The organism is Streptomyces sp. NPDC007901, from assembly GCF_042959465.1.
In the GTDB taxonomy this organism is placed as follows: Bacteria; Actinomycetota; Actinomycetes; order Streptomycetales; family Streptomycetaceae; genus Streptomyces.
In genome coordinates this window covers 1-18,035 of the sequence record NZ_JBIBKW010000003.1, presented here as the reverse complement: position 1 = coordinate 18,035, position 18,035 = coordinate 1, and the positions used below count along the sequence as shown (strand labels likewise).

Sequence of the window (18,035 nt, the reverse complement as noted above, 5' to 3'; positions counted from 1 at the left end):
CACGGTGCTGTGCGTATGCCCTGGACGTGTGCGGCGGGGTGGGAAAGCATCAGGCATGCGCTCAGCCGACTGGCAGTTGACCGAAGACGTCGACGACTTTCTCGCCCGGGCCGGGGATTTTCTGCGTTCGCGGCCCGGTCCGCACGTGATGCAGCTGACCTGGGCGGAGAGAGTGCGAAAGCGGGGGGCGCGGGCGTTCGGTGCCGAGGCTGCCGTCTTCGGTCTGCTGGAGCGGGCGGGTGAGGTGCAGGCGACCTTCTACCACCTCCCGCCCCGGGCGTTGGGCCTGTCGCCCCTCACGCCCGAGCAGGCCGACTCGCTCGCCGCTCACCTGGCCGAGCTCGGCACAGACCTTCCTTCCGTCGGCGCTGACCACGGCACGGCCACCGCGTTCGCCGAGGCCTGGCAGCGGCACACCGGCGCGACGCCCAGGATCCGCGACACACGCGTGCGTCTGTACAGCCTCGGCACGCTCACGCCGCCCGACCCGATGCCGGCGGGCCGGGCCCGTGTCCTGGGCGAGGAGGATCTTGAGGAAGCCATGTTCTGGTGCGGTGAGTTCGCCAAATCGGTGGGGGAGGACGTGGTCATCGACGCCGGCACGTGGGGCGACACCCGCTTCGCCGACAAGCGCTACACGCTCTGGGAGACCCCGGACGGCACCCCCGTCTCCGTCGCGGGCATGAACCCGTTGATCGGCGGCCAGATCCAGGTGGACATCGTCTACACCCCGGCACACCTGCGCGGTCGGGGCTATGCGGGTGCCGTGGCGGCGGAGGTGAGCCGGGTCGCGCGGGCCGCCGGGGCCACGGACGTCGTCCTGTTCGCGGACCGGTCCAACCCCACCAGCAATGCCCTCTACCAACGCCTCGGATACCTCCGGCTCGCCGACTGGTGCGCGTACGACTTCTCGGGTGCCGGGGCGGACGCCGGCTGAGCAGTTGCCGGCCGCCGTCGCCGTCGTGGTCGGGAACGATGTAAGGGGTGCTCCTCCAAGGAGGGCACCCCTTACGCATGCGGTCTCTGCGTTCGTTGTGCGGCGGGTGTCAGGCGCGGTGGCCCGTCATCCGCGCGGCCGAGGCGATCGTCGCGCGGGCCTCGGCCTCCGTCAGGCCCGTGTGGACGGCGGCGTCGATCAGGGGGGCCCGCAGGGCGCGGCCGATGCCGTTCTCGTAGGCGCGGCAGGCCGCCCAGAAGAGGCGGGTGTTGCGCTGGCCCTCGTGGGCGGAGAGGACGAACTGGACCAGGCCCTGGCCACGGTTGCCGACCGAGGGGTGGGTGGCGGGGTGGGGCGCGCGCGGGGGTGGCAGGAGCAGGCGGAGCAGGGACGGCGGGCAGGGGGCCGGGACCAGGTGTGCGGTGCCGGGGGCGGTGGCGTAGAGGCCCTGGTCGGTGCGGGAGCCGGGGCCGACCAGGTAGCCGCCGGCGCCCCGGATGTCGATGCCGGGCGCCAGACGGCTCGCCGAGTTGGGGACCACGACGTCCGGCGGCCCGGTCAGCCAGAGGTGGCGGCCGCCGCTCGGCGTGAGCACGACGACCGTCGGCGGGATGGTGAACAGGTGCCGCAGCGCCAGTTCGCGCAGGGCCGAGGTGGAGTCCGTACCGGACTTCACGTCGAGGTCGACGCCGATGAGGCGGTGCGGGGGCAGTCCGCAGGCGATGCCGTAGCCGGTTGCCCAGGGGGCCGCGGCGAACAGTTCGCGGATGCGGGCCGGGTCGCTGGTGGCGTCGTACACCCCGTGGCCGGGGCGGCCGCACTCGCCGTGGCAGGGCGGCACCGTCGGTTCCGGGTGGTCGTGCGGGGAGGCGTTGTTCGAAGAGCCGGGCGAGGCGCGGTGCGGGGAGCGCAGGGCCGGGAGCTTGGTGCGGGACAGGGGGATGACGGCCAGGCCGCGCTCGGCGGCTGACAGGGCGTGTGCGAGGGCCAGGGTTGTCGCCTGCCGGTCGGTGATGGCCATGACTCCATGTTCGTACGTACGTTCGAAAAAGGGAAGAGGTGGCAGAGGTGACACGCCGACGGGTGCCGGTTGGCCGGAAAGCGGCGCCGGAACGGTTTTTCCCTTGGGGTGCCTGGAGGGGTCTATGTCCTGATTGGTCATGGCTGGGGTTGGAATCGACCAAAGATGGCGAAAGGGGTTTATCGACTTGTCATCACGCTTGAGGGCGAATGACGGCTTCCGGGCTGGTTCGCCGGGGATTCGGTGGGCAATTCTGATCTCGCGACGTCGATGAAACCACCGAGGCGGTCGGCCAACTGCCCCGGAAAAAGCATTACTTGACGTACTTCCGGCACAGCCGGGCTCTGAGAGGAAACAACATGGCAAGCATCCGTACCGCCCGCGTTCTCGCCGCCGTCTCCGCCCTCCCGCTCGCCGCCGCGCTCTTCGCCGGTGTCGCGGTCGCTGACAACGGTGCCATCGCGGGCAACGGATCGAGCGCCAACGCCGGCACGGCGGGCATCATCGGCAGCGGGGTCGGCCACAACAACAGCGGCAACTCCTCCACCACGCAGCAGAACGCGGTGGGCAACGGCGCCTCGAACCAGAGCAACACCGCTCAGGTCAACCGCTCCGCGTGGACGGCCGTCCAGCAGGGCAACGACAACGTCGCCGTCCACTTCACCCAGCTGTGGTAGGACCCGCCTGAGCCCTGGTGGGGTGTGGTCTGTGGGGATGGGCAGTGCGTCCGCGCGGCGGTGCTTCGGCGCCGCCGCGCAGGCGTTTTCCGGCCCCTTCGCCGCTCCGGAGTCCCTTCCTGCGCCGCCCTGTTCGACCTTGACAGTGAGCCGTATCTGACGGACAGTCAGAAACCATGCATCTGGCTCCCACCGAACGCCAGCAGCGGCTGCGTGCCGAACTCCGCGCCTACTTCCGGTCCTTGATCCCGTCCCAGGCCCCCGAGGACACCGCCGAACGCCGTGTCCTGCTGCGCCGTATCGGCGCGGACGGACTGCTCGGCCTCGGCTGGCCCGTGGAGTACGGCGGTCAAGGCCGGGGTCCGGACGAGCAGTTCGTGTTCTTCGACGAGGCGTACCGGGCCGGCGCCCCGGTCTCGATGGTCACGCTCAACACCGTCGGGCCCACGTTGATGAAGTACGGCAGCGACGAGCAGAAGGCCCGCTTCCTGCCCGGCATCCTCCGCGGTGACCTGGTCTTCGCCATCGGCTACAGCGAACCCTCCGCCGGCACCGACCTGGCCTCGCTGCGTACCCGTGCGGTGCGGGACGGCGACGGCTGGCGGATCGACGGGCAGAAGATCTTCACCTCGGGCGCCCAGCACGCCGACTGGATCTGGCTGGCCTGCCGCACCGACCCCGAGGCGCCCAAGCACCGCGGTATCTCGATCCTCCTGGTGCCCACCGACGCACCCGGGTTCTCCTGGACCCCGATCGAGACGGTGGGCGGGCAGATCACGACGGCGACGTACTACGACGGCGTCCGCGTCCCCGCCGGGAACCTGGTCGGCGCCGAGCACGGCGGCTGGTCGCTCATCACCAACCAGCTCAACCACGAGCGGGTCGCGCTCGCCGCGACCGGCATGCAGGCCGAGGACTTCTACGAGGCGGCGCTCATCGCCGCCCGCACCCCCGATCCGGTGACGGAGCGGCGGCGTGTTGACGAGCCGTGGATTCGATTTCGGCTGGCCGAAGCGCATGCCCGGCTGGCGGCGAACCGCCTGCTCAGCTGGCGTTTGGTGGGGGATGTGGGGGCGGGCCGGGTGGCCCCCGCGGAGGCCAGCGGGGTGAAGTTCGCGGGAACGGAATCGGCAGTCGCGACGTATCGCATGTGTCAGGAGATCGTCGGCGAAGCGGGATGGGTCCGGTCCGGATCGCCGGGGGCGTTCGGGGACGGCGAGCTGGAGCGGCTCAACAGGGCGGCACAGATCAACACGTTCGGGGGCGGGGTGAGCGAGGTGCAGCGGGAGATCGTCGCGACCATGCGGCTCGGGATGCCGAGGGGTGGTGGCCGTGACCGGGGCGGGCGCTGAGCCGGGAACGCGGCTCAAGGCGTACGAGGGGCAGCCGGCCGCCGTGGCCGGCGTGGGCAAGGACCCGGTCAACCTGCCCATGATCCGGCACTGGTGCGAGGCCACGGGCGACATGAACCCGGCGTACGAGGGGCCGGACGCGATCGCCCCGCCCACCATGCTCCAGGCGTGGACGATGGGCGGCCTGTCCGGACACGAGGGGCGCACGGGCGCGTACGACGAGCTGATGACGCTGCTCGACGAGGCGGGCTGCACCTCGGTGGTCGCCACCGACTGCGAGCAGGAGTACCTCAGGCCCCTGCGGCCGGGCGACGAGGTGGTCTTCGACACGGTGATCGAGTCGGTCTCCGAGCGGAAGACGACCAAGCTGGGCACGGGTTACTTCGTCACGACCCGCACGGACATCCGTGTCGGCGACGACCTCGCCGGTACCCACCGCTTCCGCATCCTCAAGTACGCGCCCGCCGGAAAACCCCGCAAGGCTCCGCCACGCCCCCGCCCGGTGGTCAACCGGGACAATTCCGGATTCTGGGAGGGTGTGGCCGAAGGACGCCTCCTCATCCAGCGCTGCGCGGGCTGCGGCACCCTGCGCCACCCCTGGCTGCCCGGCTGCAACGCCTGTGGCTCCCTCGACTGGGACACCGTCGAGTCGGCCGGCGCGGGCACGGTCTACTCGTACGTGGTCATGCACCACCCGCCCTTCCCGGCCTTCGACCCGCCCTACGCGGTCGGCCTCATCGAACTCGCCGAGGGCGTGCGGATAGTGAGCAACGTGGTGGGGGTGCCGTACGACAAGGTGCGGATCGGGCTGCCGGTCCGGGTGGAGTTCCTCCGGTACGAGGAGGACGGCACGGCGACGACCCTGCCCGTCTTCCGGGCCGTGGACGCTCTCGGCGGGGAGGCCTGACATGGAATTCACGCCCACCGAGGCCCAGGCCGAGGCCCGTGACCTGGCCGCCAGGATCTTCGCCGACCTCGCCACCCATGAGCGGCTGCGGGCCGCCGGCACCGGCAGCGACCCGGAGCTGTGGAAGGCCCTCACCGCGGCCGGGCTGGTGGCCGCGGTGGAGGAGCTGGGCCTCCTCGGACTGGTGCTGCTGCTCGAGGAACAGGGGCGCACCACGGCCCAGGTGCCGTACGCGGCGAGCTGTGTCTACGGACAGCTGGCGGTCGCCGCGCACGGCACGGTCGAGCAGCGGGAGCGGCTGCTGCCGGGCATCGAGGACGGTTCGGTGGTCGTGACCGGCGCGTTCCCGGCACAGTCGGCGGTACGACCCTGCGCGCACGGTGGCCTGAGCGGCACCGTCCCCGTCGTCCCGTGGCTGCGTGACGCCACCCATGTCCTGGTCGCCGACGCCGGCCGGCTGCTGTGGCTGGTGCCCCTCGGCGAGAGCACCGGTGGCACCGGCGTCGAGGAGATCGAGCTGACCGCCCCCTGGTCGGCGGGCCGGCTCACGCTCCACGAGGCTCCCGCCGAGCCGCTCGGCGCCGTGGACGCCTACACCGACGTCCTGGCCACCGCCCGCACCGCCTTCGCCGGGCTCCAGGCCGGGGTCTGCGCGGGCTCCCTGGCCCGGGCCGTCGCGCACACCACCACCCGCGAGCAGTTCGGCCGGCCGCTCGCCACCCGCCAGGCCGTGCAACTCCGGGCCGCCGACGCGCACATGGACACCGAGGCGATACGGGTGACGGCGTACGAGGCGGCCTGGCGGCGGGACGCGGGGCTGCCGTACGCCACCCACGCGCTGACCGCCGCCTGGTGGGCGTCCGAGGCGGGACAGCGGGTCGTGCACTCGGGCCAGCATCTGCATGGCGGCGCGGGTGCCGACGTCGACCATCCGGTGCACCGGCACTTCCTGTGGGGGCGCCAGTTGGACGCGTATCTGGGCAGCGGGGGCGAAGTGCTGCAGGAACTGGGGGAGTTGATCGCACGTGGGGACTGAGACGACACACACGACCCGGCAGGGTGTGGGCACCCGGCTGCCGTCGCTGGAGATCCCGATCACGCGGACGCTGATCGTGGCGGGGGCGATCGCGTCCCGGGACTACCAGGATGTGCACCACGACGCCGAACTGGCCCGGCGGAAGGGTTCGCCGGACATCTTCATGAACATCCTGACGACGAACGGCCTGGTCGGCCGCTACATCACCGACCACTTCGGCCCTACGGCGGTGCTCCGCAAGGTCGCCATCCGGCTGGGGGCGCCCAACTACCCCGGGGACACCATGGTGTTGACCGGCCGGATCGAGGAACTGGACGAGGAGACGGGGACGGCGACGGTCCGGGTGGTCGGCGCCAACGCCCTCGGCAACCACGTCACCGGCACGGTGACGGTCACCCTCGCCGAGGCCGAGGCCGAGGCCGAAGCCGACGCCGAGACCGAGACCGAGACCACGGTCACCGTCACCGTCACCGTCACCGACGAGGAGGTCTCATGAGTGTGCGGGGCCGGGACTCGCTCGGCGGGCGGGCGGCGATCGTGGGGATCGGGGCGACCGAGTTCTCCAAGGACTCGGGGCGCAGCGAGCTGCGGCTGGCGGCGGAGGCGGTGCGGGCCGCGCTGGACGACGCGGGGCTGGCTCCGGCGGACGTGGACGGGATGGTGACGTTCACGATGGACACCAGCCCGGAGATCACCGTCGCCCAGGCCTGCGGGATCGGCGAGCTGTCCTTCTTCTCCCGGGTCCACTACGGCGGCGGCGCGGCCTGCGCGACGGTCCAGCAGGCGGCGCTCGCGATCGCGGCAGGCGTCGCCGAGGTGGTGGTCTGCTACCGGGCGTTCAACGAGAGATCGGGCCGCCGCTTCGGCTCGGGCGTGCAGCACCGGGAGCCGTCGGCGGAGGGGGCGGCGCTCGGCTGGGCGCTGCCGTTCGGGCTGCTCACCCCGGCGTCCTGGGTGGCGATGGCGGCGCAGCGCTATCTGCATACCTACGGGCTGACCCCGGAGGCGTTCGGGCATGTGGCGGTCGTCGACCGGAAGTACGCGGCGACCAACCCGGCCGCCTACTTCCACGGCCGCCCCCTCACCCTCGCCGAGCACGCGGCCTCCCGCTGGATCGTCGAGCCGCTCCGGCTCCTCGACTGCTGCCAGGAGACGGACGGCGGTCAGGCCCTCGTCGTCACCTTGGTGGAGCGGGCGCGCGATCTGCCGCATCCGCCGGCGGTGGTCGCGGCCGCCGCACAGGGCGCCGGCCGGGCGCAGGAACAGATGACCAGCTTCTACCGGGACGACCTCACCGGCCTCCCGGAGATGGGCGTGGTGGCCAGACAGCTGTGGCGGACCTCCGGGCTGGCCCCGGCCGACATCGACGTGGGGATCCTCTACGACCACTTCACACCGTTCGTGCTGATGCAGCTGGAGGAGTTCGGGTTCTGCGGACGGGGGGAGGCGGCGGACTTCGTGGCCGAGGAGCGGCTGCCCCTGAACACGCACGGGGGGCAGCTCGGAGAGGCGTACCTCCATGGGATGAACGGGATCGCGGAAGGGGTGCGCCAGCTGCGCGGCACGGCCGCGAACCCGATACCCGGGGCGGACCGGGTCCTGGTGACGGCGGGCACGGGCGTACCGACGTCGGGGCTGGTCCTGACCTCGGACGGCTGAGCCCTGAGCCAGCAACCCCGAGCCCCGAGCCCCGAGCCCTCGGCCCCGAGCCCCGAGCCCTCGGCCCCGAGCCCGGTGGCCTCGGACGACCGGGTCCGTGGCCGCCGTCGTACCCCTCCCGCAGGGGTAAACCCGCAGGAGTACCGCCCTCGTACTCCACCTTCAGGAGGTGTAGTCAACCCCACCCCTACACCCTGAGGCGGACTCTGCTTCGGGACCTGCGGCCGATCCGCCGGAACATCGCTCGCTCATAGCGTGGAGCCATGACCACACCCGTCTGCACCAGCGCTTCGGACGCCGCTGTCTCGGCACGGCAGACCCTCTCCCACGCTCGGCTTCGCTCGCGCGGGGGGACCCCCCCGCCCCCCCGCCCCTACCCCTCGTTCGCCTCGTACGTCATGGCCCGCCAGCCGGTTCTGCTGCGCACCGCCCGGTCGCTGACCGCGAACCCGAGCGATGCCGAGGACCTCCTCCAGACCGCGCTCGCCAAGACGTATGTGGCCTGGGAGCGGATCGAGGACCACCGGGCGCTCGACGGCTATGTGCGCCGGGCCCTGCTCAACACGCGGACCTCGCAGTGGCGCAAGCGCCGGGTCGACGAGTTCGTCTGCGACGAGCTGCCCGAGCCGGAGCCGACGGGCGGTGAGGACGACCCGGCCGAGCGGCAGGCGCTGCACGACGCGATGTGGCGGGCGATCATGAAACTGCCCGCGCGGCAGCGGGCGATGGTCGTGCTGCGCTACTACGAGGACCTGAGCGAGGTGCAGACGGCCGAGGTGCTCGGGGTGTCGGTGGGGACGGTGAAGTCCGCGGTGTCGCGTGCGCTCGGAAAACTGCGCGAGGACCCCGAGCTGGACCTCGCCCGATAGCGTGCCCGACAGCGTCCGGAAGCCTTCGGACAGGCTTTGTTGGCTTTCCCCTAGTGACATACCAAGTGGTATGTGCGCAGAATCAGCGGAGCCCTGACACCGCCGAGTAGGCAATGACGCCCCCGGGAGGACGCCGTGCAGAGCACCATGCAGGACGTACCGCTGCTGATCTCCAGGATCCTGACCCACGGGTCGAGGATTCATGGCGAGTCACAGGTGACCACCTGGACGGGCGAGGCCGAACCGCACCGTCGCAGCTTCGCCGAGGTCGGCGCCCGTGCCGCCCAGCTGGCCCACGCCCTGCGCGACGACCTGGGTGTCCGGGGCGACGACCGGGTGGCCACCCTGATGTGGAACAACGCGGAGCACACCGAGGCGTACTTCGCGATTCCTTCCATGGGTGCGGTCCTGCACACGCTCAATCTGCGGCTGCCCGCCGAGCAGCTGGTCTGGATCGTCAACCACGCCGCCGACCGCGTCATCGTCGTCAACGGCTCGCTGATCCCGATGATCGCGCCGCTGCTGTCCAAGCTGCCGACCGTCGAGCACCTCGTCGTCTCCGGCCCGGGCGACCGTTCGCCGCTCGCCGGCGCCGCCGCGCAGGTGCACGAGTACGAGGACCTGATCGCCGGGAAGCCGACCGCGTACGACTGGCCGGAGCTGGACGAACGCCAGGCCGCCGCCATGTGCTACACCTCCGGCACCACGGGCGACCCCAAGGGCGTGGTGTACAGCCACCGTTCGATCTACCTGCACTCGATGCAGGTCAACATGGCCCAGTCGATGGGCCTGACCGACCAGGACACGTCCCTGGTCGTCGTGCCGCAGTTCCATGTCAACGCCTGGGGTCTGCCGCACGCCACCTTCATGACCGGCGTCAACCTCCTCATGCCGGACCGTTTCCTCCAGCCGGGCCCGCTCGCCGAGATGATCGAGAGCGAGCGCCCGACGCACGCGGCCGCCGTCCCCACCATCTGGCAGGGCCTGCTCGGCGAACTCACCGCCCGACCCCGGGACGTCTCCTCCCTCACCCAGGTCACCATCGGCGGCGCGGCCTGTCCGCCCTCCCTCATGAGCGCCTTCGACAAGCTCGGCATGCGGGTCTGCCACGCCTGGGGCATGACGGAGACCTCCCCGCTGGGCACGATCGCCCGGCCGCCGGCCCATGTGGTGGGTACGGAGCAGGAGTTCGCGTACCGCCTCACCCAGGGCCGTTTCCCGGCCTCCGTCGAGGCCCGTCTCAGCGGTCCCGGCGGGGAGCGCCTCCCCTGGGACGGCGAGGCGGCGGGCGAGCTGGAGGTGCGCGGCCCCTGGATCGCCGGCGCGTACTACAACGGCCCCGACGCGCAGCCGCTGCGCCCCGACGACAAGTTCAGCGAGGACGGCTGGCTGAAGACCGGTGACGTCGGCACCATCTCCGCCGACGGCTTCCTCACCCTCACCGACCGCGCGAAGGACGTCATCAAGTCCGGCGGCGAGTGGATCTCCTCGGTCGAACTGGAGAACGCGCTGATGTCCCACCCGGACATCGCCGAGGCGGCGGTCGTCGCCGTCCCCGACGACAAGTGGGGCGAGCGCCCGCTGGCGACGGTCGTCCTGCGGGAGGGCTCCACGGCCACCTTCGAGACCCTGCGGACCTTCCTCGCCGAGGAGGGCAAGATCGCGAAGTGGCAGCTGCCGGAGCGCTGGACGCTGATCGAGGCGGTGCCGAAGACGAGCGTCGGCAAGTTCGACAAGAAGGTGCTGCGGAGGCGGTACGCCGAGGGGGAGCTGGACGTCACCAGCCTGTGAGCGACCTGCGCTGAAGCGCCCCTTCAGGGGCGCGGGGAACTGCGCGACCAGCCACGATCAACGCGCGGCCGACGGTCGGCAGTTCCCCGAACGGCGCTCCCTCAGTTAGTCCCGATCCGCGCCAGCAGATCCACGATCCGGCTCTGCACCTCGCCGCTGGTCGACCGCTCCGCCAGGAACAGCACGGTCTCCCCGGACGCCAGCCGAGGCAGGTCCGCCTGGTCCACCGCCGCCGTGTAGACGACCAGCGGCGTCCGGTTGAGCTGCCCGTTCGCCCGCAGCCAGTCGATGATCCCGGCCTGGCGGCGGTGCACCTGCATCAGGTCCATCACCACCAGGTTCGGCCGCAACTGCCCCGCCAGCGTCACCGCGTCCGCGTCGCTCGCCGCCCGCGCGACCTGCATCCCGCGCCGTTCCAGCGTCGCGGTCAGGGCGAGGGCGATCTCCGCGTGCTCCTCGATGAGCAGCACCCGCGGCGGGTGCTGCTCGCTGTCCCGGGGCGCGAGCGCCTTCAGCAGTACGGCGGGATCGGCGCCGTACGCCGCCTCCCGCGTCGCCTGCCCCAGCCCTGCCGTGACCATCACCGGCACCTCGGCGGCCACCGCCGCCTGCCGCAGTGACTGCAGCGCGGTGCGCGTGATCGGCCCGGTCAGCGGGTCCACGAACAGCGCCGCCGGGAACGCGGCGATCTGCGCGTCGACCTCCTCACGGGAGTGCACGATCACCGGCCGGTAGCCGCGGTCGCTCAGCGCCTGCTGGGTGGTGACGTCGGGCGCCGGCCAGACCAGCAGCCGACGCGGGTTGTCCAGCGGCTCCGGGGGCAGTTCGTCGTCCATCGGCTGCGGGCGCGGCGGATCCGCGACCTCGATCGCGCCGCCCGGACCGTCCAGCGGTTCGGGCCCCTCGGCGGCGTTCACGTCCGGCGCCCCTATGGCGTACGACCGTCCGGCACCGTCGGTGGCGCCGACGAGCCGGGACTGCCCGGCCAGCGACGGCTGCGGCAGCGGCTGGGCCGCGACCGGCTTGGCGGCGACCGGCTGCTCGGCCGGCGGATGCGGCCGGGCCGTCTGCTCGGGCTGCGGCTGCGGCTGCTCGGCACGCGGGCCCGGGTCCGGGGGCGTGCCCAGCTTGCGGCGCCGTCCGTTGCCGCCCGGCTGGTGCGGGGGCGGGGTGGCCGTCGGCTGCTGCACCTGTGCGGCCTGCCGCGAGAACGGCACCCCCTGCCCCAGCGTCCGCACGCTGAACGCCCGGCCCTGGGTGGAGTCCGGGTCGACCGGCGCGGGCGTCGCTGCCGCCTCGGCGGGCAACGGCTGTGCGGCACGAGGGGGTTGAGGGGTGGGGGTGGCTGTGGGTGCGGGTGTGGCGGCTGCTGCGGGTGGCAGGGCGGGCGTGGCCGGTGTGGCGGGCTGCTGGGCGGGTGCTTCGTCCGCGCCCGGCCACTGCTGCGGTACGGGGGCCACGGGGGCGGCCTCCGCCGGAAGGGGCTGGGCGGGGGCCGGCGCGGGAGCCGTCGGAGCCATCGGAGCGGACTCGGCGGCGACCGCCGGTGCGGCGCCCTGTGTCTGCCCCTGTGCCTGAGCCTGCCCCTGCGCCGGTACGGCCGCGCTCGGCAGCGCCTGCGCCGCGGGGGCGGCCTGGACCGGAATACCGGGCCCCGGGAGTCCTGGCATCCCCGGCTGTCCGGGCTGAACCGGCATCCCCGGCTGTCCGGGCGCGCCCGCCTGCGCGGGCACCGTCGGCACGGCGGCGGCCGGGTTGCCCTCCGCGGGCTGGCCCACGGCCCGCCTGCGGCGGCCGGTCGGCGCGGTGGTGGGGTGCGGCTGCGGCGGGGTGTGGTCCTCGGCCTGGTCGTGGGCCACGGCGTCGTGCCGGCCCTCGTCGCCCGCCGTCTCGCCGTGGTCGGGGGTGCGGTCGGCCTCGGCGGGCGGCAGCGCGAAGACCGGGCGGGGCCCCGCCTGCTGCTGCTCGGCCCGCTCGGCGGCCGCGGCCAGCGCACGGCGCCGGCGCCCGCCCGGCTGGCCGTCCTCGGCCGCCGGTTCGGAGGGAGCCGCGGGCAGCGCCGGCGGCAGCGCCTGCCGCTCCTCGGGTTCCCGGCGCGCGCGGCGCCCCGACGCGGGCGCGGGCACGCCCTGCGGTGGCACGGCGGCACCCAGTCCCGTGGCCGAAGCCGCCGCTCCTGCGCCCTGCTCGGCCGCCGTCACCACGGCACCCTCGGCCACTCCCGCGTCACCGTCGCCCGGACGCCCGCGCCGCCGCCCGGTACCGCCGGACTCCGAGCCCGACGCCGACTCCGCGCTCTCGATCGCGGCGGGGCCGCTCTCCTGGCCCGCCGCCTCGGCGGCACGCCGGCGCCGCCGTCCGGTCGGCGCGGCCGGGACCTCGCCCTCGACCTCGTCCTCGCCGGACGCGCCGGGGACGTCGCTCTCCAGGAAGGCGTCCACGGAGGACCGCCGGGCCCGCCGCCGCCCACCGGCACCGGTCTCCTCGACGGCAGGGGCCGCCTCCAGCGCCAGACCGGCCGGCGGGGGCACGGCCCCGGCGCCGCCCCCGATGGGCACCTCCAGCACGAAGGCGCTGCCGCTCATGCCCGGCACGTCGTGGGTCTGCAGCACCCCGCCGTGCGCGCGCACGATCCCGCGCACGATCGGCTCGTGCACCGGGTCGCCCCCGGGGTACGGCCCGCGCACCTCGATACGGACGACCTCACCACGCTGGGCCGCCGCGACGACGACGGTGTTGTCCATGTAGCCGCCCGCGGAGACGGGCGCGTTGCCGGTCGCGTCGACGCCGGCCACGTCCGCGACGAGATGCGCGAGCGCGACGGCGAGCCGCTGCGGGTCCACCTCGGCCTCGATGGGCGGCGCGTGCACGGCGAACTGCACCCGGCCGGGCCCGATCAGCTCCACCGCGCCGTCCACACCGGCGGCGACGACGGCGTCCAGCATGACCTTGGTGCGGTTGATGTCCTCGGTGCCGGCGTCCAGCGCCTGGTAGCCGAGGACGTTGTCGATGAGCTGGGTGATACGCGAGTAACCGGCCGAAAGGTGGTGGAGCACCTGGTTGGCCTCGGGCCACAGCTGCCCCGCGTCGTCGGCGGCGAGCGCGGCGAGCTCGCGGCGCAGCTCGTCGAGCGGCCCGCGCAACGACTGCGCGAGCAGCGTCAGCAACTGCTCGTGCCGCCCGTGGAGGGCCTCGTACCGGTCCTTCTCGCGCTCGCCGAGGGCCGCGTACCGGTCCTCGCCGGCGGCCACCTCCTCGGCGTGCCGCTCGCGCAGCTCCTCCACCTCGGTGACGTGCTTCTGGCGCAGCGCGGTCAGGTCGGAGGCGTGCTCCTCGGAGAGCTTCTCCAGCTCCTCGGCGTGCGCCTTCTCCAGGGCGTCCTTCTCGTCGACGACGCTGTCGTACGGCCGCCGGTCGGTGAAGGTCATCACGGCGCCGACGAGCTGGTCGCCGTCGCGCACCGGCGCGGTCGTCAGATCGACCGGAACCTTCTTGTCGCCCTTGGCCCACAGCGCCTGCCCGCGCACCCGGTGCTTGCGCCCGGAGCGCAGGGTGTCGGCGAGCGGCGACTCCGCGTACGGGAACGGCGAGCCGTCGGCGCGCGAGTGCAGCACCAGGTTGTGCAGCTCCTTGCCGCCGAGCTCACCGGCCCGGTAACCCAGTATCTGGGCGGCCGCCGGATTGACGAGCACGATCCGCCCGTCCGTGTCCGTTCCTACGACGCCCTCGCTGGCGGCCCGCAGGATCATCTCGGTCTGCCGCTGCGAGCGGGCCAGCTCGGCCTCGGTGTCCACGGTCCCGGTCAGGTCGCGCACGACGAGCATCAGCAGCTCGTCGCTGCTGTAGCCGTAACCGTCGTAGGCCTGCTGTCCGTTCTCCAGGTTGGCGCTGGTGACCTCGACCGGGAACTCGGTCCCGTCGGTGCGCCGGGCGACCATCCGGGTCGGCTTGGTCCGCCCGCGCGGGTCCATGTGGTCGGGCCGCCGCATCGAGCCGGGGATGAGCCGTGAGTCGAACTCCGGAAGCAGATCGAGCAGCCCGCGCCCCACCAGCGCCGTCCCCGGCGCCTCGAACGCCTCCAGGGCGATGGTGTTCGCGTTGACCACGGTTCCGTTGGCGTTGACCAGCACCAACGCATCCGGCAGCGCATCCAGTATGGCTGCGAGGCGAGCAGCGCCTCGGGATGGCCTGCTGCTCACGAGACGCTTCCTCCCTGTTACCGCACCTTGCCGACCGCTCGGGCCATCTTGCCAACCGGCTCGCAGCGTGTCACGCGAGGGAGTCTAAGGGCACGGGTTCCGGTCGCGGCGCCGGATGAGAGGGAGGTCGCACGACGAAGTGACGGCGAACATGTGACCGACACGCTTCGCCTCCGCCGTACCTTCGCGAGACATTTACGGGTCGGGGCTGCGGCCATGAAACGGCTGTGTCGCGGTGATGAGCCTTCGCTATGACCCGGGCCGCCTCTTCCGTCAGGCCTCCGCCCACGCCTGCGGGGCTTCACGGGCCGAAGTCGGGCAGCAGCGGCACCATCCGGTTCCAGCGGCCGATCTCGCAGCCGTTGCTGCGGTCGTACGTCGCGTCGACCGGCCTGCCGGCCCAGGTGCCGGTGACATGGGCGGTGGCCGGGCCGCCGTAGAGCATGGTGCAGGCGCTGCCCGGGGCGACCGGGGCGAAGGTGTCGTGCCCCCACCGCGTGTTCTGGTCCAGCACCCGGCACGCCCCGCCCACGTCCGGGTGACTGCCCGCGCCGGGGTGACAGGACAGCTCGTACACCCCGTCCCGCCCGGCTCCGGCGTGCCGGACGGTGACGGTGAGGTGGTCGGCCGCAGTCCCGGCAGCCACCGCGGGCGGAGCGGGAAGGACGGAGAGGACGGAGAAGGACCCGAGGACGGCGGCCACGGCACCGAGGGGGCGACCCCGCCCGCCGAAGCGTCGTGCGGCGGCCTCGGACAGGACCTGAGACAAGGCATGAGACATGCCCTGCCCAACGCGCCGCCCGCCCGGACGTTGCGCGACGCCCCCGCAGACCGGAAGGGCTTTGCCCTGCGGCCCGGCTGCCTAGTACCGTGGGAGCCGATTGGTGACAGCACGCTCGACTGTGTCATCATCTGCACGCACCACTCGCGCTCACGCGGGCGGCTGTGCGGGAGGCGTCGCCTAGTCCGGTCTATGGCGCCGCACTGCTAATGCGGTTTGGGACTTCAATCCCATCGAGGGTTCAAATCCCTCCGCCTCCGCCACAAGATCAGGGAGCCCAGCCATTGCGGCTGAGCTCCCTGAGTCGTTTCACGGCGCCGGCGAGTCCTCGATCATCCAGGCGCGCGGTCGACTGCCGGCCCGCCGACCCACAGCACGGAACCGTCGGACACCGACCGGCACTTCAGCGCACGCACCACCACATGGCCGCCTCAGCTCCGCTGCCGGCCCGCGCACCACCGGCCGGGGCCGCGCCGCCGTCACCGGACCCCCACGAATCGGCGTTTTCGCAGGTCGCAAGGGGTATGCCTAACGGATTTCACATGGCGGCGGCAGTCATGTAATGTTCTTCCTGTCGCCGCGAGCGGCCCGGAAGGGCAAGAAGCGAAGACAGAAAAACAAAAAACAAGCACTCGTAGCTTAACGGATAGAGCATCTGACTACGGATCAGAAGGTTGCAGGTTCGAATCCTGCCGAGTGCACACAGCTCAAAGGCCCCGGATCATTCCGGGGCCTTTGACGTTTCGGGGACGTACAGCAGCGAAGTACAGCGACGGCTGATGTCAGCCGTCAGTCCGTGCGCCGCCCATCGCCTCGGACAGCTTGCCGAGGGCAGCCCGTACCTCTTCTTCGCTTGCCTCTGCGTAGACCTCCATCGTCATGGCTATCTGCGAGTGCCGGAGGATGCGCTGAGCTACCTTCGGGTGGACCTTCAGGGCGACCAGGAGCGAGCTGCACGTGTGCCGGGTGTTCCGGAGCGGGATGCCCCGGAGGCCGGCGCGACGGGCCCGCAGGGCGAACATGCGGGTGAGGTTGTCCGGCTCGATCGGGGTCCCGTACTTCGTCGTGAAGATGAGCCCCCGGGTGTCCTGCCAGAGATCACCGGCAGCCTTCCGGTCGCCGGTCTGCTGAGCGTGGCGCATCCGGAGCGCCTTGGGGCAGAACCGGGGGAGCGGAAGGAAGTCGTCCGACTCCTCTGTCTTGGTCTCCCGGTGGAGAATCTGACGGGCCGCCCGCTGGATCTGGTGGTCCACGTACAACTCCCCCGTCTCGAAGTCGATCGACTTCCAGGTGAGCCCCAGGACCTCACCATGACGTAGCCCGAGGCAGAGCACGAGCACCCAGGCCGCGAACAGCGGATCTTCACGGGCCAGGGAATCGGCGAGGAAGCGCCCCGCTTCGACGACGGACCACGGCTTGATCCGGCGACGACGAGGCTTCGGGGCCTTGACCAGGGAGGCCACGTTCTTGCTGATCTCCTCCTCGGTCACGGCGTGCGTCAGCGCGGCCCGCAGCGCGTCGCGAGCGGCCTGGACGACCCGGCGGGAGGGAAACGCTTCGCAGCACTAGCCGACGGCGCAGCAGCGCTGCCGGGCCCTCGGGCGCTTGGCGTCCTTGCCCTGCGCGCAGCACTGGCAGATGCGGGCCAGCTTGGTCAGCCACTCCCGCACGTCCCTGACGGTCAGCTTGTCGAGCCGTTTCGAGCCCAGGTGCGGGGCGATGTAGAGCCGCACGACCGTGCGGTGACGGGTCTGCACAGGACCCTTGCCGGCTTCGGAGTGCAGCTTGATCCACTTCTCGTGGGTCTCTTCGCGCGTCTTGCCGTAGACGTACTTCCGCTTGTGGTCGCCCTCCGGGGTGGTGACCCAGGCGTACGCGGCGAAGCTGTTCTTGTAGGCGTAGATGGATCCTTCGCCGTTGGCGCGCTTTCCGCTCATGCCGCCCACTCCTCGGCGTCCGCCGCACAACGGTTCACGTACTCGTCGACCCAGGCCGGGATGATCCGCCGGTTGCGGCCGACCTTCACTGAGCGGATCTCGCCGCTCAGGACCAGCGCCTTGGTCTTGGACAGACCGAAGCCGAGCATCACGGCCACCTCAGCAGTGGTGTGCCACTTGCGCTGGAGCGTCATCGAGGTCATGCGGTGGGTTCTCCTTCCGTTCCGGGGGCTGGTTCGAGGCATGCGGCGATCCAGGTCTCGGTGGCGCTGAGGCCGGTGCCGGCGAAGACCCAGTGGGCGAGGACGTACGTCGTCTCGGTGCTGGTGGGACTGTTGGCTGCTGCTTGTGCTCGGCGCCATTCGGCGCGGGCGTCGCGGAGGGCGCCGAGGGTGGTGGAGTAGCGACGGGAATTGGTGGAGAAGTGGCCGCGGAAGCCGAGCATGTGGGCCCAGGCGCGCAGGCGGAGGTGTCCGAGGTCTTTGCGGGCGCCGAGGGTCCAGGCGGTTCGGATGAGTTGGCGGGAGGCACGGCGGCTGTTCGAGGCGCGAAGATCGGCGCAGAGACGGCAGCAGCCGCAAGTCGGCAAGTAGTAGAGGACCAAGCAGAGGCCGATCACGCACACTGGCTGAGGGAGCAGCGGCAAGTGTCTTACGGCAGTCTGCTCGGCGAAGCGCAGAACTTCAGTCGAGCGGCGCAAACCCTCTGTCGGCGACGGCTGAAAAGTGGTTCTGGATCACTTTTGGTGCCGGAGCAACGGAGGGTCACCACCTCCGCGATCATGAGCGGTCGTGACCCACGACCCGCTCCAGGACCTCTGGCTCCACCAGACCACCGACGTCGCGATCAGCGACGTCACCATCCACGCC

Annotated in this window: 14 protein-coding genes, 2 tRNA genes and 1 pseudogene; 11 read left to right on the top strand and 6 right to left on the bottom strand. The window is 72.0% G+C overall.

Features of this window, described 5'->3' with window-relative positions; all coding sequences use genetic code 11:
* The first annotated feature begins 55 nt into the window (after positions 1-55).
* The gene (locus tag ACFZDK_RS10380) at positions 56-937 is read left to right on the top strand and encodes a GNAT family N-acetyltransferase (RefSeq protein ID WP_390971617.1); all 882 of its coding nucleotides are present in this window, start codon (positions 56-58) and stop codon (positions 935-937) included.
* Between the two features lie 109 nt (positions 938-1,046).
* On the opposite strand, the gene ACFZDK_RS10375 is transcribed toward ACFZDK_RS10380, so the two are convergent.
* Positions 1,047-1,958, bottom strand: coding sequence for a bifunctional DNA primase/polymerase (locus ACFZDK_RS10375; protein WP_390971616.1), 912 nt, complete (start codon positions 1,956-1,958; stop codon positions 1,047-1,049).
* A 359-nt stretch (positions 1,959-2,317) separates the two neighbouring features.
* On the opposite strand from ACFZDK_RS10375, the gene ACFZDK_RS10370 reads away from it, so the two are divergent.
* The 8 genes from ACFZDK_RS10370 (at position 2,318) to ACFZDK_RS10335 (ending at position 10,249) form a co-directional block, all read left to right on the top strand.
* Positions 2,318-2,635 (top strand): hypothetical protein, encoded by a 318-nt coding sequence (locus tag ACFZDK_RS10370; protein ID WP_390971615.1) that lies wholly within the window; start codon positions 2,318-2,320, stop codon positions 2,633-2,635.
* A 176-nt stretch (positions 2,636-2,811) separates the two neighbouring features.
* Positions 2,812-3,987, top strand: a complete 1,176-nt coding sequence (locus ACFZDK_RS10365; RefSeq protein WP_390971614.1) for an acyl-CoA dehydrogenase family protein — start codon at positions 2,812-2,814, stop codon at positions 3,985-3,987.
* Complete coding sequence (locus tag ACFZDK_RS10360) at positions 3,968-4,894, top strand: OB-fold domain-containing protein (RefSeq protein ID WP_390971613.1); 927 nt, start codon at positions 3,968-3,970, stop codon at positions 4,892-4,894. The genes ACFZDK_RS10365 and ACFZDK_RS10360 overlap by 20 nt, the downstream gene beginning before the upstream one ends.
* A 1-nt stretch (position 4,895) precedes the next feature.
* On the top strand, positions 4,896-5,930 hold the full coding sequence (locus tag ACFZDK_RS10355) for an acyl-CoA dehydrogenase family protein (RefSeq protein ID WP_390971612.1): 1,035 nt from the start codon (positions 4,896-4,898) through the stop codon (positions 5,928-5,930).
* A 25-nt stretch (positions 5,931-5,955) separates the two neighbouring features.
* A complete protein-coding gene (locus tag ACFZDK_RS10350) occupies positions 5,956-6,426 on the top strand; it encodes a MaoC/PaaZ C-terminal domain-containing protein (protein ID WP_390972483.1) in 471 nt (156 codons plus the stop codon).
* Positions 6,423-7,589: a lipid-transfer protein gene (locus tag ACFZDK_RS10345; RefSeq protein WP_390971611.1), complete on the top strand. Its 1,167-nt coding sequence runs from the start codon at positions 6,423-6,425 to the stop codon at positions 7,587-7,589. The genes ACFZDK_RS10350 and ACFZDK_RS10345 overlap by 4 nt, the downstream gene beginning before the upstream one ends.
* A gap of 263 nt (positions 7,590-7,852) precedes the next feature.
* Positions 7,853-8,458, top strand: a complete 606-nt coding sequence (locus tag ACFZDK_RS10340; protein ID WP_390971610.1) for a SigE family RNA polymerase sigma factor — start codon at positions 7,853-7,855, stop codon at positions 8,456-8,458.
* Between the two features lie 147 nt (positions 8,459-8,605).
* Entirely contained in the window at positions 8,606-10,249 is a 1,644-nt protein-coding gene (locus ACFZDK_RS10335; protein ID WP_390972482.1) for a long-chain-fatty-acid--CoA ligase, read from the top strand.
* A 101-nt stretch (positions 10,250-10,350) separates the two neighbouring features.
* Here ACFZDK_RS10335 and ACFZDK_RS10330 read toward each other — a convergent pair whose 3' ends face one another.
* Both ACFZDK_RS10330 and ACFZDK_RS10325 read right to left on the bottom strand, forming a co-directional pair.
* The gene (locus ACFZDK_RS10330; RefSeq protein WP_390971609.1) at positions 10,351-14,448 is read right to left on the bottom strand and encodes a PAS domain-containing protein; all 4,098 of its coding nucleotides are present in this window, start codon (positions 14,446-14,448) and stop codon (positions 10,351-10,353) included.
* Positions 14,449-14,749: 301 nt separating this feature from the next.
* On the bottom strand, positions 14,750-15,217 hold the full coding sequence (locus tag ACFZDK_RS10325; RefSeq protein ID WP_390971608.1) for an SSI family serine proteinase inhibitor: 468 nt from the start codon (positions 15,215-15,217) through the stop codon (positions 14,750-14,752).
* Between the two features lie 181 nt (positions 15,218-15,398).
* On the opposite strand from ACFZDK_RS10325, the gene ACFZDK_RS10320 reads away from it, so the two are divergent.
* Positions 15,399-15,492 (top strand) — tRNA-Ser (locus ACFZDK_RS10320).
* A gap of 365 nt (positions 15,493-15,857) precedes the next feature.
* A tRNA-Arg gene (locus ACFZDK_RS10315) sits at positions 15,858-15,930 on the top strand.
* Positions 15,931-16,011: 81 nt separating this feature from the next.
* Here ACFZDK_RS10315 and xerC read toward each other — a convergent pair.
* The 3 genes and pseudogenes from xerC to ACFZDK_RS10300 form a co-directional block, all read right to left on the bottom strand.
* Positions 16,012-17,175, bottom strand: a pseudogene (xerC, locus tag ACFZDK_RS10310) (tyrosine recombinase XerC).
* Entirely contained in the window at positions 17,163-17,369 is a 207-nt protein-coding gene (locus tag ACFZDK_RS10305) for an excisionase family DNA-binding protein (RefSeq protein WP_390971607.1), read from the bottom strand. The pseudogene xerC and the gene ACFZDK_RS10305 overlap by 13 nt, the downstream one beginning before the upstream one ends.
* Positions 17,366-17,785, bottom strand: a complete 420-nt coding sequence (locus ACFZDK_RS10300; protein WP_390971606.1) for a replication initiator — start codon at positions 17,783-17,785, stop codon at positions 17,366-17,368. The genes ACFZDK_RS10305 and ACFZDK_RS10300 overlap by 4 nt, the downstream gene beginning before the upstream one ends.
* Between the last annotated feature and the right edge of the window lie 250 nt (positions 17,786-18,035).

Excerpts from the sequence above, each read along its gene's own strand:
- ACFZDK_RS10365 (WP_390971614.1), top strand. The coding sequence starts at position 2,812 with ATGCATCTGGCTCCCACCGAACGCCAGCAGCGGCTGCGTGCCGAACTC.
- ACFZDK_RS10340 (WP_390971610.1), top strand. The coding sequence starts at position 7,853 with ATGACCACACCCGTCTGCACCAGCGCTTCGGACGCCGCTGTCTCGGCA.
- ACFZDK_RS10355 (WP_390971612.1), top strand. The coding sequence starts at position 4,896 with ATGGAATTCACGCCCACCGAGGCCCAGGCCGAGGCCCGTGACCTGGCC.
- ACFZDK_RS10335 (WP_390972482.1), top strand. The coding sequence starts at position 8,606 with ATGCAGGACGTACCGCTGCTGATCTCCAGGATCCTGACCCACGGGTCG.
- ACFZDK_RS10380 (WP_390971617.1), top strand. The coding sequence starts at position 56 with ATGCGCTCAGCCGACTGGCAGTTGACCGAAGACGTCGACGACTTTCTC.
- ACFZDK_RS10375 (WP_390971616.1), bottom strand. The coding sequence starts at position 1,958 with ATGGCCATCACCGACCGGCAGGCGACAACCCTGGCCCTCGCACACGCC.
- ACFZDK_RS10345 (WP_390971611.1), top strand. The coding sequence starts at position 6,423 with ATGAGTGTGCGGGGCCGGGACTCGCTCGGCGGGCGGGCGGCGATCGTG.
- ACFZDK_RS10370 (WP_390971615.1), top strand. The coding sequence starts at position 2,318 with ATGGCAAGCATCCGTACCGCCCGCGTTCTCGCCGCCGTCTCCGCCCTC.
- ACFZDK_RS10305 (WP_390971607.1), bottom strand. The coding sequence starts at position 17,369 with ATGACCTCGATGACGCTCCAGCGCAAGTGGCACACCACTGCTGAGGTG.